Origin of the sequence: Rhodoferax antarcticus ANT.BR (assembly GCF_001938565.1) — a bacterium.
Lineage (GTDB): Bacteria > Pseudomonadota > Gammaproteobacteria > Burkholderiales > Burkholderiaceae_C > Rhodoferax > Rhodoferax antarcticus.
In genome coordinates this window covers 258,872-275,251 of the sequence record NZ_MSYM01000011.1, presented here as the reverse complement: position 1 = coordinate 275,251, position 16,380 = coordinate 258,872, and the positions used below count along the sequence as shown (strand labels likewise).

Below are 16,380 nucleotides of genomic sequence, written 5' to 3'. Positions count from 1 at the left end.
CTGCAAGCTACCAAGGACACATCATGGCCACCGTATCGACCAAGAGCGTTTTGAATGACTCCAAACAAGTGGAGCGCGCTGTGGCGCTGATCCAGCTTGGCGCGCGGCTACAGGTGCTGGAGAGCGAAACCAGCCTGTCGTATGAGCGGCTGCTGCGCTTGTACAAGGAAGTGGCTGGCAAATCGCCCTCCAAAGGTCAATTACCGTTTTCTACCGACTGGTTTTTGACTTGGCAGCCAAATATCCACGCCTCGCTGTTTTTGAACACCTATCACTATCTGAACAAGGTGAGCGCGCTGGACGATATTGACGCCATCATGAAAGCTTACAAACTCTATGCCGAGCAGATCAGTGTTTGCGGTGTGGAGCCACTGCTGTCCATCACCCGCGCCTGGCGGCTGGTGAAGTTTGTCGACAACAATATGCTGGGCATGACCAAGTGCAGCAAGTGTGGCGGGCACTTTGTGTCAGAAGCCTATGAGAACTCGCGCCACTTTGAGTGCGGCCTGTGTACGCCACCAGCCCGCGCAGGCAAGGGCTCTACTGGCGGCGGCATTCTTCTGCACTAGGCGGCCTACTCCAAAAAATATATTTTATAGCTACTAACGCTTTGTTTATAAGGGCTAGAAGCTTATTTCACTCATAACTCAAGTGACTGGGAAAGCGGTCGATATGATAGAGAGCAGAGTGGGCACCTAGCACTGCTCGTCTTTTGAAACACAAGCCCTTCTAAAGTAGACCGTCTATGTTTGTTATTGTTGGTTGGCTGATTGTGTTGGTGTGCGTCTTTGGCGTGTACATCTTTCACGGCGGCAACATTTCGGTTGTCTTGAAGGCCTTGCCGTTTGAGTTGGCCACCATCGGCGGCGCCACCATCGGCGCGTTTGTGGCCAACAACCAGATGAAGGTGATTAAGGCCAGCCTGAAAGGGCTGGGCAAATGCTTCAAGGGCAGCAAGTACACCAAGGCCCGCTACATGGATTTGCTGGCGCTGCTCTACGACATTTTGCAGAAGGCCCGCAAAGAGGGCTTGATGGCCATTGAGAAAGACGTGGAAGAGCCTGAAACCTCAGCAATTTTCAAGAAACACGGCGCGGTCGGCAGTGACCACCATGTGGTGGAATTCATCACCGACTACCTGCGCATGATGGTCTCGGGCAACCTGAACGCCCATGAGATTGAGTCACTGATGGACAGCGAGATTGATACCCACCATGCCGAAGAACACGCCGCCGTGGCAGCAATGCAACGGGTGGCCGGTGGCCTGCCTGCTTTTGGTATTGTGGCGGCGGTGTTGGGTGTGGTGAATACCATGGGTTCTGTGGGGCAGCCGCCTGCCGTGCTGGGTGGCATGATTGCCTCGGCGCTGGTGGGCACGTTTTTGGGCATTTTGCTGGCCTACGGTTTTGCCGAACCGCTAGCGGGTCTGCTGGAGCAAAAAGTCGAAGAGGCCGGCAAAGAGCTGCAATGCATCAAAACCACGCTGCTGGCCAGTATGCAGGGCTACAACCCAGCCACGGCCATTGAATTTGGTCGCAAGGTGCTGTTCTCCACCGAGCGCCCAACCTTCCTTGAGTTGGAAGCGTTCGTCAAAAAGAAATAAGCCCAACCGCACGGCACCAGCATGGCAACCGAAGCCAAAAAACTCCAACCCATCATCATCAAGCGGATCAAGAAAACCGCGCATGTGGCGCACGGTGGTGCTTGGAAGATTGCCTACGCCGACTTTGTGACGGCGATGATGGCGTTTTTCTTGCTCATGTGGCTGCTGGGCAGCACCTCTGAGGGCGACAAGAAAGGTTTGTCAGACTATTTCCAGTCACCGCTGAAGGTGGCGATGCAAGGTGGCAGTGGCGCAGGTGCCAGCCAGAGCTTGGTCAATGCCGGCGGCAACGATCTAACTCAAACCGCCGGGCAGTCCAAGCGCGGCGATGGCTCCGACCCCCAGGCACGCAGACTCTCGGGCAATCAAGACAAAGTGGCGCGCGCCAGAAAAGACGCCCAGAAAATAGCCGAGCTCAGCGCCAAAATCAGCTCGCTCATCTCGCAAAACCCTAAACTGGCTGAATTTAGCGAGCAGATCAAGCTCAAGGTCACGCCCGATGGTCTGCAAATCCAGATCGTTGACGATCAAAAGCGCCCGATGTTTGACAGCGGCAGTGCCAGTGTCAAACCTTATATGCACGACATCCTGATGCAAATTGGCTCGGCGCTATCGGATGTGGACAACAAAATTAGCCTGGAAGGCCATACCGACCAGACCCCCTATAGCAATCAGGCGCGTGGCTACAGTAACTGGGAGCTATCAGCAGACCGCGCCAACGCCACGAGACGTGAACTGGTAGCTGCAGGCATGCCCAACGACAAAATGGCTCGTGTGATGGGCTTGGCATCGAGCGTTTTGCTCGATGAGGAGAATCCTCGAAGCGCATCCAACCGTAGAATCAGCATTACCATATTGACCCGCGAAGCAGAAGAGCGTTTACTGGGTGCCAGAAAGGTGGAGGCACCCGCCGAGGCTGAAGCCCCACCCAGCACACCTCCGGTTGACGTTTCGGCCAAACCTTAACGCCACGCGACATCCCACTTGGAAATCACTTTATGACAGTTTCGGCTTGCGCCATCGAAAGGCTCCTCCATGGCGAATGATCTCAAGTTTCTGGTGGTTGACGACTTTTCCACCATGCGTCGCATCGTGCGCAACCTGCTCAAGGAAATTGGCTATGCCGAGGCGGATGAGGCAGAAGACGGCGTAGTGGCATTGCACAAGCTGCGCAATTCCACCTTTCATTTTGTGGTGAGCGACATCAATATGCCCAACATGAACGGGTTTGAGTTGCTCAACGAAATCAAGAAGGACGAGAAACTCAAGCACTTGCCGGTGCTGATGGTCACGGCTGAAGCCCGCAAGGAAGACATCGTCAGGGCGGCGCAGCAAGGCGCGGCAGGTTATATCGTGAAACCCTTCACCAAAGCCACGCTGGAAGACAAAGTCAGCTTGATTCTGACCAAGGTGGGGTTGAAATGAGCACGGGCGCCCCTTCCGGTTCAGCAGCGGCAATAGCAGATTTGTCGCAAGATGTTCATCAGCGCATTGGCATCCTGACACGCCAATTGCACGACTCGCTGCAGGGCCTGGGGCTGGCTGAAAAGGTCAAGACCTGGGCTGGCGAACTGCCCGATGCCAAAAGTCGCCTGACCTACATTGCCCGCTTGACGGGCGAAGCCGCCGAAAAGGTGCTTAATAATGTGGACCAGGCCAAGGCGCATCACGACCACATTGCCGCAGAAACCCGCCGCATTGGTGCCTTGATCGTCAAAGACCCGGTGGCAGCGGTGGCCAAGGGCCATGTGATGAACTTCATCCATGACGTGGAAGACGCCACCCAACAGATCGACACGAATCTGACCAACATCATGATGGCGCAAGACTTTCATGATTTGACCGGGCAGGTGATCTCCAAGGTGGTTGCGTTGGCCGCCAACATTGAAGCGCAACTGTTGCAACTGCTGATCATCACCGCGCCTGCTGAGTCAGTCAGCAAGCCAGTTGAAACGCCTGCCAGCCCTGTCGCTGCAGAGACACCTTTCGTGGTGCATGAGCAGCCGGTTTTGCAGGGGCCGGTGGTCAACCCCGAAGGCAATCCGGATGTGGTCAAAGGCCAGTCCGAGGTGGACGACCTGCTGGCCAGCCTGGGTTTCTAATTCCATTTCTAAATCACCCATGTCGTTGTTGCTTCGCCTTGTCGTGCTACAGCACTGCCTGCGGCTTCGCGCTTAGACACAAATGATCTGGAAACGGAATAAGCCCCGGTAAAACAGGCGGGGAAAGCCCCCGCTTATTGCGCTTTAGTTCCAGAAGCGCAAAAAGACAATGGGAAGAACACAAGGTGTCTTCCCAACATGGAATCCAGCAGCCAAGATAAGAATTTACCCGCCTCCGAGCGCAAGCTGCAAAAAGCCCGCGACGATGGTCAGGTAGCGCGTTCGCGTGATCTGTCGCACCTAGCGGTGTTGGGCGGTGGTGCGGCTGCCTTGCTGGCGCTGGCGCCGATGATGCTCGGCCAGCTCAAGACGCATATGGGTTTGCAACTGCTGTTTGATGCCCAAGCTCTGAAAGACCCGCAGATCATGATCAACCGCTTGGGGGTCATGGTCGGGGTGGGCTTGGCGGGCGCTGCGGCACTGGCCGCGGTGGTTAGTGTGATTGCCATCCTGGGCGCTTTGGCAACCGGTGGGTGGGTGGCCAGCGTCAAGCCCATCACACCAGACTTCAGCAGGCTGAACCCTTTGACTGGTTTGGGCAATATGTTCACCAAAGACAAGGCCACAGAAGTTGGCAAGATGGTTTTCATCGCTTTCATGCTGTTGCTGGTGGGGTTCAATTACCTGCAGACCGGGTTGGATACCCTGGGGTCGCTGGTGCTGCAGCCCTCGGCCCAATCCATTTCCCACCTGGCTGACTGGCTGACGATTGGCATGGCGCAAATGCTGGTGGTGCTGTTGGTGGTGGCCACTATTGACGTGCCGCTGCAGTCTTACCTGCACAAATCACGCATGAAAATGTCGCACCAGGAAATGAAGCAGGAAACCAAGGAGTCTGATGGCAACCCGCAGATGAAGGGCCGTCTGCGCCAGCGCCAGCGCGACATTGCACAGGGCAACAGCATCTCTGCCGTGCCCAAAGCCGACTTTGTGCTGATGAACCCGACCCACTACGCGGTGGCGATTCAGTACGACGACAAAACCATGCACGCACCGCGTGTGATCTCCAAGGGCGCTGACCTGCTGGCCTTCAAGATCCGCGACATTGCCAAGGAAAACGCCATTCCCGTGCTGCAGTCGCCCATGCTGGCCCGCGCCTTGTATGCCAATGCCGAAATTAACCAGGATATTCCCACCAGCCTGTACACCGCGGTGGCACAGGTGCTGGCCTACATCTACCGGCTCAAAGCCGCCATGCGCGGCGAAGGCCCGTCACCCGGCGAGGCACCGACGCCTTTTGTGCCACCTGAACTGGACCCTTTGTCCAAAGTGATTGCGGCTGAAACACCATGAACGCTTCCCTCAAATCCTTCAAGACCTGGTTTGGCGGCAACACCGCGCTGATGCAAGGTGCCGCAGCGCCGATGCTGGTGGTGGCGATTTTGTCGATGATGGTCTTGCCGATGCCGCCCTGGATGCTGGACACCTTCTTCACCATCAATATCTCAATCGCACTGATGGTGATGATGGTGGCAGCCTACATGCTCAAGCCGCTGGACTTTGCGGCGTTTCCGGCGGTGTTGCTGTTGACCACCCTGATGCGTCTGTCGCTCAACGTGGCTTCTACCCGCGTGGTGTTGCTCGAAGGTCATACCGGCCCCGGTGCCGCAGGAGCGGTGATTGAAGCCTTTGGCCACTTTCTGATTGGCGGCAACTTTGCCGTGGGCCTGATTGTTTTCTCGATTCTGGTGGTGATCAACTTTGTCGTGGTAACCAAAGGTGCCGAGCGTATTGCAGAGGTGTCTGCCCGTTTTGCCCTGGATGCCATGCCAGGCAAGCAGATGGCGGTAGACGCCGACCTGAACGCTGGCCTGATTGACGAGAAGGAAGCCAAACGCCGACGCGCCGAGGTATCGGAAGAAGCCGACTTTTTCGGCTCCATGGACGGTGCCTCGAAGTTTGTACGGGGCGATGCGGTGGCCGGCATTTTGATCCTGCTGATCAACATCTTTGGTGGCTTTGGCATTGGCATGCTGCAACACGACCTGAGCGCCTCGCAAGCGGCCAACACCTATATTTTGCTGGCGGTGGGTGATGCGCTGGTGGCGCAGATTCCGGGCCTGCTGATCTCGGTGGCGGCTGCCATGGTGGTGTCGAGGGTGGGTAAAGACCGTGATTTGAGCGGCCAGATCGTCACGCAAATGTTTGTCTCACCCCGCGTGCTGGGGATCACCGCCATCATCATGGGCATCATGGGTGTCATCCCGGGCATGCCGCACACCGTGTTCATTGGCATTGCCTTGCTGCTGGGCTACGGCGCTTGGGCGCTGGCGCATCGCCCGGTTGCGGTGGAAGAAGTGCCGGCGGCCCCAGTCGCAGCAGGCGACGGCGAAGCCAGCTGGGACGATTTGCAACCGGTTGACCAGCTCGGTCTGGAGCTGGGTTACCGTCTGATCACGCTGGTGGACAAAAACCGCCAGGGCGACTTGCTGACCCGCATCAAAGGTGTGCGCCGCAAATTCGCACAAGAGGTCGGCTTTTTGCCCCCGCCGGTCCATGTGCGTGACAACCTGGAACTCAAACCCAGTGGCTACCGCATCACCCTGCGCGGCGTGATTGTGGGTGAAGGCGAGGCTTTCCCGGGGATGTTTCTGGCCATCAACCCAGGCGGCATCAGCACCCCGCTGATCGGCACCCCCACCACCGACCCGGCTTTTGGCCTGCCAGCGCACTGGATCGACGCGCAGCAAAAGGAAGCCGCGCAAATGGCCGGATTTACCGTGGTTGATTCCGAGACTGTGATGGCCACGCATTTGTCACACTTGATGCAAGTGCAAGCCGCCAAATTACTCAGCAGAACCGAAACCCAACAACTGGTAGAACACGTGGCCAAGCAAGCTCCCAAACTGATTGAAGAAGTAGTCCCCAAAATGGTGCCCATTGCCGTCTTCCAAAAAGTCTTGCAGCTATTGCTGGAAGAATCGGTACACATTCGCGACATCCGCACCATCATCGAATCGCTGGCCGAGCATGCAGGTGCCACCACCGACCCGGCCGAGCTGGCCAAGCGGGTGCGCGTGGCACTGTCGCCAGCCATCGTGCAGCAGATTTATGGCGCCACCAACGAGCTCAACGTGATCGCCATCGACCCCGCACTGGAGCGCTTGCTGGTGCAAGCGCTGGGCAACCCCGCAGGACAAGGCCAAGCCCTTGACCCGGGTGTGGCCGACATCCTGACGCGAAAAGCCGCCGAAATGGCGCTCAAACAAGAAGAAATCGGCATCCCGGCCTGCCTGCTGGTGCCAGATCAGATCCGCAGCGCCATCGCCCGCCTGGTGCGGCGCGTGGCCCCGCGCTTGCAGGTGCTGGCGCACAGCGAAATCCCTGAATCACACACCATCCGCATTGGTCCCATCCTTAAAGGTGCAGCATCATGAACATCCAACGCTTTACTGCCCCCACCGCCCGCGAAGCCTTGTCCAAAGCCCGCATGACCTTCGGCGACGGCACCCTAATCTTGTCCAACCGCCCCACCGCTTCGGGTGTGGAAGTGGTGGCCACCGGTGAAGAGACGCTCGACGCGCTGGACCGCAACGACCAGCAAGCCCGCCAAGGCCAACGCCAGCTGGCGGCCAAGACAGCCCCCGCCTTGACGGCCAACCCGGATAGCCAGGTGATTGAAGACACCGCCCAGCTGGCGATGAGCACGCTGTCGTTTCAAGACTATGTGCGTGAGCGCATGCTGCGCAAGCGCCACGAAGCAATAGCTGCACAAACTGCCGCCCCGGCCATGCCTGAGCGTCAAGAGCGCCCCGCTGCGCCGCGTGCGCCCGTCCCTGTTGCCCGCGCCGCCAGCCTGCAACCCGGCATTGCCCCTATCCAAGTAAAAAAGGTCGCGCCGCGCGCGCCAGCCCCAGCACCTGTATCTGTAGCGGTATCTGCCGCACCATCGCAAGGCATTGTGGACGAACTGCAAGCCATGAAGGCCCTGATTGAAGACCGCTTCAACACGCTCACCTGGCTGGGTCAGGCGCGGCAAAACCCGATCCACGCCAACCTGATGCTCAAGCTGATCCGCTCCGGGTATTCGCCAGCACTGGCCAGGACCATCATGGAGCGCATGCCCGAAGACCTGAACGCGGCGGCTGCCACCCATTGGGTGATTGAAGTCCTGACGCGCAACCTGCGCACCGACGCTGGGTCGAGTGCGATTCACGATGAAGGGGGCACCTACGCCTTGGTGGGTGCAACGGGTGTCGGTAAAACCACCACCGCTGCCAAGCTGGCAGGCCTTTGTGCGCGGACGCACGGCCCGGCCAGCGTCGGCCTGATCACGCTCGACACCTACCGGGTGGGTGCCCACGAACAGCTGCGCACTTATGGCCGCATGCTGGGTGTAGTGGCGCATCTGGCACATGATCGCGCTGCCCTGCAAGACCTGCTGGGTCTGTTGTCCAACAAGAAAATGGTGCTGATCGACACCACCGGCATCGCCCCCAATGACCCGCGCAAGCGCGACATGATGGACTTGCTCGACTTGCCCGATGTGCACCGCTTGCTGGTACTCAATGCGGGCGGCCACGGCGACACGCTGGACGACATGATCAGCGCGTTCAAGACCACCGGAATGCAGCAAACCATTCTGTCCAAAACCGACGAAGCCGCCAAGATTGGCCCGGCGCTGGACGCCACTATTCGCCACCAACTGGTGCTGCGCGGTGTCACCACCGGGCAAAAGGTGCCCGAAGACTGGGAGCGTGCAGACGCTGCTAACCTGATCGCCATGTCGATGCGCTCGCCTGCCAAGTCAGCGTTTGACCCCAAGGTAGCTGATCTGGGCTTCTTCTTTGCGCAGTCAAGCCCGATGCAACCGGAGCAATTCCATGCTTGAGCCCTGCGTCAACCAGGCCGCTGGTTTGCAAAGTCTTGCTCTGCAGCAGGTGCCGCGTTTGATTGCGGTCACCAGCCACGGCCAACAACTGGGAGAGTTACCGTTGCTGTGGGGCTTGTGCACCAGTTGGGTCAGCATGGATTTGTCAGTGATGGTGCTGGATGGCCACACCACCGAAACTCCACAAAATCCTGGTTTGGCGCAACTGCTGACCAACCCTTTGAGCCGTCAGCTTGAAGATGACAACCCGGTGTCCTGGTCCGTGCTTCCTGCAGCCCAGGGCTTGGCTGATCTGTCAGCGCATGGATTCTTGGCCAGTTCAGTCGGGGAGCTATTCAAGGCTTATGCCGTGCTTCTGGTTTATGCCGATGCCGACCGGATGACGCAAATCCTGAAAAGCTGTGCGCTAGCACCCTTGCTGGTGGTGCCACCGGCCCAGACCGCTGCCGTCTCTGCATACAGGGCGCTGAAACACATGCTGGTGGTCGGCCAATTGCGGCCAACTGTTGCTAACATCGTGCCAGATTCCCAGACCATGATGCCGACGCCACCGTCCACCCCTGCCCAAAACCTGATGGACTGCGCGTCCAACTATTTGGGTTACAGCGTCAAACCGCTGACCATTACCGCCAGCGCCCGGGCAGATCGATCCCAAGAAGACATGACCCGGCTAGCCATGCAACTCCTAGAGAGCGCCGTGCCACTGAAACGCAAGCCGATTGAGAGGGTGCATTGATGTATACCGCCAAGGGACAATTGGACCGCAATGCCTTGATACGCCAATACCAGCCGTTGGTGCGCAAACTGGCGCACCACATGATGGCCAAATTGCCTGCCAATGTGCAGGTGGATGATCTGATTCAAGTCGGTTTGATTGGTCTGTCTGAGGCCCTCACCCGGTTTGAGGCAACCCAGGGCGTGCAGTTTGAAACCTTTGCCACACAGCGCATCCGTGGCGCCATGCTTGATGAACTGCGCGAAAACGATTGGGCTTCACGCGGTACCCGCAAAAGCCAGAAAGACATTGAGGCCGCCATTCGCCGCCTGGAGCACCGCTTGGGCCACTCGCCGCTGGAGAGCGAAATTGCCGTCGAACTGGACATGCCGCTGAGTGACTACCAAAGCCTGCTGGCCAAGGTCAAAGGCACCCAACTGGTCTACCTGGAGGACATGACCCGCAACTCGGACGACGAAGACAGCTTTCTGGACCGACACATGGGCGATACCGAGGCTGACCCGCTCAACATGCTGCGCAACCAGCGCATACGCGAGGCCCTGGTGGCCGCCATCAAGAATTTGCCCGAGCGCGAGCAGTTCATTATGAGCATGTACTACGAGCAGGACATGAACTTGAAAGAAATAGCTGCCGTGCTGGACGTGACTGAGTCACGCATCTGCCAGTTGCACAGCCAGTCCATTGCCCGGCTGCGGGCCAAAATGCGCACGCATTGACGTGCATGCCCTTGAGGCGTGACTTCACTTGGATATTAGCCAAAGCGGCCAAGGCCGGTAAAGGCCTGCCGCAGCCGGCAACGACCGTCCGCAGATAAACCGCGACCTATCAGGCGCTGATCACCCGGAATTCACCACTTTGACGACCCGCACTGCCGTAAGGTTGGCGCGAGTATTTGCCCATTGCGGGTGCATAAATGGTGTCACGGGTGGCAGGCATCAGGGTGCTGAGGGCACTTTGGGTGATGAAGGCGCGGCGTAGCAGGGTTTCGCGGCACGACGCCAAGCCCACCGATATGGTGCGCATGCGTAGCTTAAGTGAGGGCTCTTGGGTGAATACAGCTGGGGTGCGCTGAACCAGGCGCGACAGCTCCAGCACGACTGCTTGCAAGTCGGTACTGGCCTGGAGCAATTCGCCAGAGTCGGGCTCTAACAACTGCTGGCTGATTTGGTGGATGTGCGTTTCAACGATTTCCAGAGATGACTGGAGAGGATTGCTAGCCATGAAACGCCCCTTTGGCAAAAGCCGAGGCACGGCCTGCGCCCCGTGTTAAACGCGACTGCGCTGCAGCATTTCCTGCGCGTTGGACAGCAGCTTGTCGGCAATCACCCCAGCGTTGACCTTGTAGGTGCCATCTGAGATAGCCTGTTTCACTGCGCTGACCTTGGCCATGTCGACCTCTGCCAGATCGTTGGCACCATCGGCTTTGATGGACCGTGCCAAGCTCGACACGGTGACGGCCACACCAGCCTCCTGCGGGCCTTTGGCCGCAGTGTTCTTCGCCTGCGCACTGGCCGCTGGCGCGCTTTTGGCGGCCAGAGATGCTGCATTGCTGCTGTGGGCAACGGGAGTGTCGGAAGGTTGGCTGATTTTCATGGTGTTCTCCAAAACTACTGATAACGTAGCCTCGTAAGTTCACTTTCGGCAAAAGCAAGCCCAACTTTAATCTTTTTTTCAAAATTGCTTGACCGATCACAGCGCCACCCTCACCGTGCGCTCATCAGACACCGTGCCAGTGATGACCTGGCCGTTTTCCATTTTAACCATGGCGCTTTGCCCCACGATCCCGGCTGACAGGGCTTTCGCCCGGCCAGCAATCTCAAAACCAGGGCCTGTGGCCAGCACCCGCACTTGCGCGCCGGTTTGAAAAACCTGCGCTGCCTTGACCATGTCCTGGCGCAAGGCCTGCCCGGTTGACAACAAACGGGTAGCGGATTTGCCCACCCAATCGCTTTGGTTGGCCACAATGGCGCTGTTGCCCTCGGCCCAGTCCACCTCCACGGCCATCGCATCGGAGGCCTGCAAGGTGGTGCCGGGGGACACCTGCCCCTTGATGACCCAGGCTGGGCCCATGGCCTTGACAGTGATCGGCAAAAAAACATTCCACTTGATACGCCCTTCAACACAACGCAAGCCCAGGCGCGCCTTGCCCCACAACCGCACATTGGGCGGCAGATACGGCTCTACATGCTGACACGGCGCCAGATTCAGGCGGCGGTCCAGTTGCCCAACCACCACCTCCATGCGCAAAGGCAAGCTACTGCTTTGTTGTGCCAGCGAGTCATCCAGCCAGCGCTGCGCGGCAGCGTAGACGCCGTCGGGATCACCCGCTGGTTCAAACGTCTGCGCCTGCGCGCACCCAAAACCAAGAGTCAAAACCCCAAAAAATAGGCGCTGGACCCATTGAACACATAAAACAGACATGACGCACCTCGCTGAAGTTCAGGCCACTTTATGCGCACTCGCCGCTGGCAAACAGCACAAGTAAGCGGCGTTTTTGCCTCTATTTACGGTTTAGAAAAAAACCCGCGTTTTCATAATCGACCGGACATGACAGAAAGCAGAGGTGTCACATGTTCGCTAACTTGACCAGTAGTTTGGATTTTCAAGCCAACGCCTTGGTGTTGCGCGCCGAACGCCAACGCGTGCTGGCCAGCAATATGGCCAATGCCGACACCCCAGGCTATATCGCCCGTGATTTCAATTTTAAAGATGCGTTGAGCCAACAAACCAAAACAAGTGATAGCGAACTATCCAGAGCTGGCAAGGGCTTGAGCCTAAAAACAGAGTCAAACATGACAAATTCAAGGCATCTGCCGCTGTCGGGCTTGAGCAACAGCGAGCTCAGTGGTGGCAACGCCATGGGCTACGCCGTGCAGACCCAACCCAGCGTGGACGGCAACAGCGTGGACATGGACCGCGAGCGCGCCGCCTTCGTCGACAACTCGGTGCGCTACGAATCGACCCTGCGTTTTATCAACGGCTCAGCCAAAACCCTTTTGAGCGCCATTCAGGGGCAATAGCCCGGACGCCTGCGGAGAAAAACCATGTCGATGTTTTCAATTTTCAACGTCTCGGGCAGCGCCATCAGCGCGCAGTCGCAGCGGCTCAACGTGGTGGCCAGCAACCTCGCCAACGCCGACGCGGTGGCCGGCCCGGACGGCCAAGGCTACAAGGCGCGCCAAGTGGTGTTTCAGACCACACCCATGGGCGGCGATGCGGCGGCGGGCGTCAAGGTCAGCGCCATCGAGGAAAGCAACGCCCCCTTCAAGCGGGTGCACAACCCCAACCACCCCTCGGCCGATGCCGACGGTTATGTGAACTACTCCAACGTGAACCCGATAGAAGAGATGGTGAACATGATTTCTGCCTCGCGCTCTTACCAAAACAACGTTGAAGTAATGAACACCGCCAAAACCCTGTTGCTTAAGACGCTGCAGATGGGTCAATAAACCGGCTAACCAGGACACCACCATGCTTACCTCCAGCGTTAACCCCGCGGCCAGCAGCACATCGACGGCAGCCTCCGGCACCAGCAAGTCCAACATGGATGAAGCGCAAGACCGATTCCTGAAATTGCTGGTGGCCCAGCTGAACAATCAGGATCCCATGAACCCCATGGACAACGCCCAGATGACCAGTCAGATGGCTCAGATCAACACCGTTACTGGCATTCAGCAGGTCAACGACACCCTGAAAAACATGGCCGAGCAGTTCACCGCCATGCAGGTGTTGCAAGGCAGCAACTTGGTCGGCCACAACGTGCTGATGGAAGGCAACAAACTGACCATCACGGACGGTAAAGCCTCTGGCGCCGTCAACCTGGCAGCCCGAGCCGAAAGCGTCAAGGTGGACGTGATGTCTCCGGGCGGGCAGGTTGTTGACAGCTTCAATCTGGGCGCGCTCGACGCGGGCCAACACGGCTTTACCTGGGATGCCAGCAGCTACACCTACGGCGGCACCCCCACCTTCAAAATCACCGCCACATTGGGTGGCAAGCCCATCGAGAACACCGCACTGTCGGTGGCAACGGTGCAAGCCGTGGGCAGCAGCAATGGCGCCATGACCGTGCAATTGCATGACGGCACCTCGGTGCCCTACAGCGCCATCAAAACAATTTTGTAATCCTTCACTGATTCACCAAGGAAATCATCATGTCATTCCAAACAGGACTCTCAGGACTTCAGGCTTCCAGCCGCAGCCTGGATGTGATCGGCAACAACATTGCCAATGCCAACACTACCGGCATGAAATCATCGCGGGCGGAGTTTGGCGACATCGTGGCAGCCTCCTTGGGCGTGGCAAGCGGCTCTAATCAAGCGGGTATTGGCGTCTCAGTCATCGATATTGCACAGCAATTCAGCCAAGGCAACATCACTACCACCTTCAACAGTCTGGATGTGGCCATCAACGGTGGCGGATTTTTTCAACTCACCCAACCCGATGGCACGTCCGCGTACACCCGGGATGGCTCTTTCAAGCTCGACAAGGACGGCTACATCAAGACCAACACTGGGTCGTTTCTCATGGGTTATCCCACTGACAAACTGGGTAAACCCACCAGCGCCACAATTGAGAAGCTGATTTTGCCCACCAATGCACCGATAGCCGCTAACGCCACCACCGCGATTGCTGCTGAATTCAATCTTGATGCAAGAGCCACCATAACGGCAGGTGTGGCTGCACAGGTAGGCCCACCCGCTGTTGCAGCCATTGCGGCCACACCGCGATCAACTTACGGCACATCCCTGACGGCGTACGACTCACAGGGCAACACAGTTCCCGTCAGTCTGTATTTCGAGCGGGTAGCGCCAACTGGTACCGCACCAAACCTCAGAGACACATGGAACGTCTATGACGTGCCCATTAACGGGGCACCACCTGCTGCAGGAAATCCACCTCCCCAAGGTGCAGCGGGCACACCCGGCTTTCGCTTTCAAATGCAATTCGATGCCAGTGGCAAATTAATCTCCCCCACAACAGCACCCTCACTGACCATTGACACGCCCTCTACCGTCACACCAGACATCGTCGCCACGCTGGACATCAGCAAGGTCACCCAGTTTGGATCTGCCTTTGCTATATCCAACCTCACGCAAGATGGTTACGCGCCAGGTGAACTCACCGGCCTGAGCATTGGCGAAAGCGGCGTCATCACCACGCGCTATTCCAACGGTCAAACCCAATTTTCAGGACAAATTAGTCTGGCCGACTTTCGTAATGTGCAGGGGCTCAACCCACTGGGCGGCAATGCCTGGGAAGCCACCTATGCGTCTGGCATACCGATGCAGGGCGCTCCTGGTGCGGGCCGATTTGGCGCCTTGCAGGCCGGCGCACTGGAAGAATCCAACGTCGACCTGACCTCCGAGCTGGTCAACATGATGACCGCCCAACGTGCCTACCAAGCCAACGCGCAGACCATCAAGACACAAGACCAGATCATGTCGACGCTGGTCAACCTGCGCTGATTTAGCACGACCTACCCGCTGACCAGGAGCCACCATGGACAAACTCATCTACACCGCCATGACCGGGGCCAATGCCGCTGCCAACCGGCAAGCGGTGCTGTCCAACAACCTGGCCAACGTCTCCACCAACGGTTTTCGCGCCGAGCTCTCCACCTACCGCGCGGTGCCGGTGCGTGGCGACGGCTCTACCACCCGCGTGATGGCGCTGGAAGCCACCCCTGGTTTCTCAGACATCCCTGGCAGCCCGCAGCGCACCGGTCGCGCCATGGACGCCATGACCACCGGCAACTCGTGGTTTGCGGTGCAGGGGCTGGACGGCACTGAGGCCTATACCCGTAATGGCTCGTTTGAGGTGGATTCCGAAGGCACCATCAAAACCAACAACGGCTACACCGTGTTCAGTGACGGTAGCGCCCCGTTAACCGCGCCCGCTGGCGCCGAAGTGACCTTGGGCAGCGATGGCACCCTTTCGGCGAAGGTAGGCAACCAACCACCCACCGGTATTGGCCGACTCAAGCTGGCCACGCCCACCGCAGATGACCCGCTCAAGCGCGGGGATGACGGCCTGTTTCGCACCACCTCCACCGAGCCCATGCCCAATGACACCAATGCCCGCTTACAGCTTGGCGTGATCGAAGGCTCCAACGTGAATGCGATTGAGACCATGGTCGGCATGATCCAGACCGCGCGCCAGTTCGAGGCGCAAACCCGCCTGATGCAAACCGCAGAGCAAGACGACCGCTCCGCCGCGCAATTGCTCAGCATGCAAGGCTAATTTTTTAGGACACCCATCATGATCAACTCCCTGTGGATTTCCAAAACCGGCATGGAAGCCCAGCAAATGCAGCTGGACGTGATTTCCAACAACCTGGCCAACGTGTCTACCAACGGCTTCAAGCGTGCCACCGCCGTGTTTGAAGACCTGATGTACCAGAACCTGCGCCAAGTGGGTGCCAACAGCACCGAACAGTCCACCTTGCCCACCGGCTTGCAGATTGGCCTGGGTGTACGCACCGTGGCCACCAGCCGATCCTTCACCCAGGGCAATATGCAGCAGAGCAACAACAAGTTTGACGTGGCCATTCAGGGCGACGGCTTCTTTGAGGTGACCATGCCCGACGGCACCACCAGCTACACCCGCGATGGCGCGTTTCAGGTCAACTCGGCTGGCACTCTGGTGACCGCCACCGGGCTGCCCATCGCCAGCGGTGTCACCGTGCCGGCCAATGCCACGGCGGTCTCCATTGCCGGTGACGGCACCGTATCGGCCACCATACCGGGCACCCCTAATCCGCAGGGCATTGGCACGATTTCCCTGGCACGCTTCATCAACCCGGCGGGTTTGACACCCCTGGGTGGCAACCTGTATGCCGAGAGTGCCGCCTCGGGCCAACCGCAGGCAGGAACCCCCGGCTCGGACGGTATGGGGGCCTTGATGCAGGGCTTTCTGGAAACCTCCAACGTGAATGTGGTGCAGGAGTTGGTGACCATGATCCAGACCCAGCGCGCCTATGAAATGAATTCCAAGGCGATCCAGACCTCTGACCAGATGCTGCAAAAGCTCGGCCAACTTTAAGTCCAGG

General features: G+C 58.3%; 19 protein-coding genes. 16 read left to right on the top strand and 3 right to left on the bottom strand.

Annotated features, from left to right (window positions below):
- Positions 1–23 precede the first annotated feature (23 nt).
- The 10 genes from flhC to BLL52_RS08240 all read left to right on the top strand — a co-directional run bounded on the left by flhC (position 24) and on the right by BLL52_RS08240 (position 10,048).
- Positions 24–569 (top strand): flagellar transcriptional regulator FlhC, encoded by a 546-nt coding sequence (gene flhC / locus BLL52_RS08285; protein ID WP_075586211.1) that lies wholly within the window; start codon positions 24–26, stop codon positions 567–569.
- A 176-nt stretch (positions 570–745) separates the two neighbouring features.
- Positions 746–1,603 carry a flagellar motor stator protein MotA gene (gene motA, locus BLL52_RS08280; RefSeq protein WP_075586210.1) on the top strand — a complete coding sequence of 286 codons (858 nt, stop codon included), beginning with the start codon at positions 746–748 and terminating at the stop codon, positions 1,601–1,603.
- Between the two features lie 21 nt (positions 1,604–1,624).
- Positions 1,625–2,569 (top strand): flagellar motor protein MotB, encoded by a 945-nt coding sequence (motB, locus tag BLL52_RS08275; RefSeq protein WP_075586209.1) that lies wholly within the window; start codon positions 1,625–1,627, stop codon positions 2,567–2,569.
- 69 nt (positions 2,570–2,638) lie between these two features.
- The gene (cheY, locus tag BLL52_RS08270) at positions 2,639–3,028 is read left to right on the top strand and encodes a chemotaxis response regulator CheY (RefSeq protein WP_075586208.1); all 390 of its coding nucleotides are present in this window, start codon (positions 2,639–2,641) and stop codon (positions 3,026–3,028) included.
- Positions 3,025–3,705: a protein phosphatase CheZ gene (locus BLL52_RS08265; protein ID WP_075586207.1), complete on the top strand. Its 681-nt coding sequence runs from the start codon at positions 3,025–3,027 to the stop codon at positions 3,703–3,705. The genes cheY and BLL52_RS08265 overlap by 4 nt, the downstream gene beginning before the upstream one ends.
- Positions 3,706–3,903: 198 nt before the next feature.
- Complete coding sequence (locus tag BLL52_RS08260; protein WP_075586206.1) at positions 3,904–5,058, top strand: EscU/YscU/HrcU family type III secretion system export apparatus switch protein; 1,155 nt, start codon at positions 3,904–3,906, stop codon at positions 5,056–5,058.
- Positions 5,055–7,142 (top strand): flagellar biosynthesis protein FlhA, encoded by a 2,088-nt coding sequence (flhA, locus tag BLL52_RS08255; protein WP_075586205.1) that lies wholly within the window; start codon positions 5,055–5,057, stop codon positions 7,140–7,142. Before BLL52_RS08260 ends, flhA begins: the two co-directional genes overlap by 4 nt.
- On the top strand, positions 7,139–8,596 hold the full coding sequence (flhF, locus tag BLL52_RS08250; protein ID WP_075586204.1) for a flagellar biosynthesis GTPase FlhF: 1,458 nt from the start codon (positions 7,139–7,141) through the stop codon (positions 8,594–8,596). Before flhA ends, flhF begins: the two co-directional genes overlap by 4 nt.
- The gene (locus BLL52_RS08245) at positions 8,589–9,332 is read left to right on the top strand and encodes a hypothetical protein (RefSeq protein WP_075586203.1); all 744 of its coding nucleotides are present in this window, start codon (positions 8,589–8,591) and stop codon (positions 9,330–9,332) included. Before flhF ends, BLL52_RS08245 begins: the two co-directional genes overlap by 8 nt.
- Entirely contained in the window at positions 9,332–10,048 is a 717-nt protein-coding gene (locus tag BLL52_RS08240) for an RNA polymerase sigma factor FliA (protein ID WP_075586202.1), read from the top strand. The genes BLL52_RS08245 and BLL52_RS08240 overlap by 1 nt, the downstream gene beginning before the upstream one ends.
- Positions 10,049–10,157: 109 nt before the next feature.
- On the opposite strand, the gene BLL52_RS08235 is transcribed toward BLL52_RS08240, so the two are convergent.
- The 3 genes from BLL52_RS08235 to flgA form a co-directional block, all read right to left on the bottom strand.
- The gene (locus BLL52_RS08235) at positions 10,158–10,553 is read right to left on the bottom strand and encodes a hypothetical protein (protein WP_075586201.1); all 396 of its coding nucleotides are present in this window, start codon (positions 10,551–10,553) and stop codon (positions 10,158–10,160) included.
- Positions 10,554–10,598: 45 nt separating this feature from the next.
- Positions 10,599–10,925 (bottom strand): flagellar biosynthesis anti-sigma factor FlgM, encoded by a 327-nt coding sequence (gene flgM / locus BLL52_RS08230; RefSeq protein WP_075586200.1) that lies wholly within the window; start codon positions 10,923–10,925, stop codon positions 10,599–10,601.
- 96 nt (positions 10,926–11,021) lie between these two features.
- Positions 11,022–11,753, bottom strand: coding sequence for a flagellar basal body P-ring formation chaperone FlgA (gene flgA / locus BLL52_RS08225; RefSeq protein WP_075586199.1), 732 nt, complete (start codon positions 11,751–11,753; stop codon positions 11,022–11,024).
- A gap of 149 nt (positions 11,754–11,902) precedes the next feature.
- Between flgA and flgB the strand changes: the two genes are divergently transcribed.
- The 6 genes from flgB to flgG are packed head-to-tail and all read left to right on the top strand — an operon-like array spanning position 11,903 to position 16,373.
- Positions 11,903–12,352 (top strand): flagellar basal body rod protein FlgB, encoded by a 450-nt coding sequence (gene flgB / locus BLL52_RS08220; RefSeq protein WP_075586198.1) that lies wholly within the window; start codon positions 11,903–11,905, stop codon positions 12,350–12,352.
- A 24-nt stretch (positions 12,353–12,376) separates the two neighbouring features.
- Entirely contained in the window at positions 12,377–12,781 is a 405-nt protein-coding gene (gene flgC, locus BLL52_RS08215; RefSeq protein WP_075586197.1) for a flagellar basal body rod protein FlgC, read from the top strand.
- A gap of 22 nt (positions 12,782–12,803) precedes the next feature.
- Entirely contained in the window at positions 12,804–13,454 is a 651-nt protein-coding gene (locus BLL52_RS08210) for a flagellar hook assembly protein FlgD (RefSeq protein ID WP_075586196.1), read from the top strand.
- A 29-nt stretch (positions 13,455–13,483) separates the two neighbouring features.
- The gene (flgE, locus tag BLL52_RS08205; RefSeq protein WP_075586195.1) at positions 13,484–14,797 is read left to right on the top strand and encodes a flagellar hook protein FlgE; all 1,314 of its coding nucleotides are present in this window, start codon (positions 13,484–13,486) and stop codon (positions 14,795–14,797) included.
- A gap of 34 nt (positions 14,798–14,831) precedes the next feature.
- Entirely contained in the window at positions 14,832–15,572 is a 741-nt protein-coding gene (locus tag BLL52_RS08200) for a flagellar basal body rod protein FlgF (protein WP_075586194.1), read from the top strand.
- A gap of 18 nt (positions 15,573–15,590) precedes the next feature.
- Positions 15,591–16,373, top strand: a complete 783-nt coding sequence (gene flgG / locus BLL52_RS08195) for a flagellar basal-body rod protein FlgG (protein ID WP_075586193.1) — start codon at positions 15,591–15,593, stop codon at positions 16,371–16,373.
- Positions 16,374–16,380 lie beyond the last annotated feature (7 nt).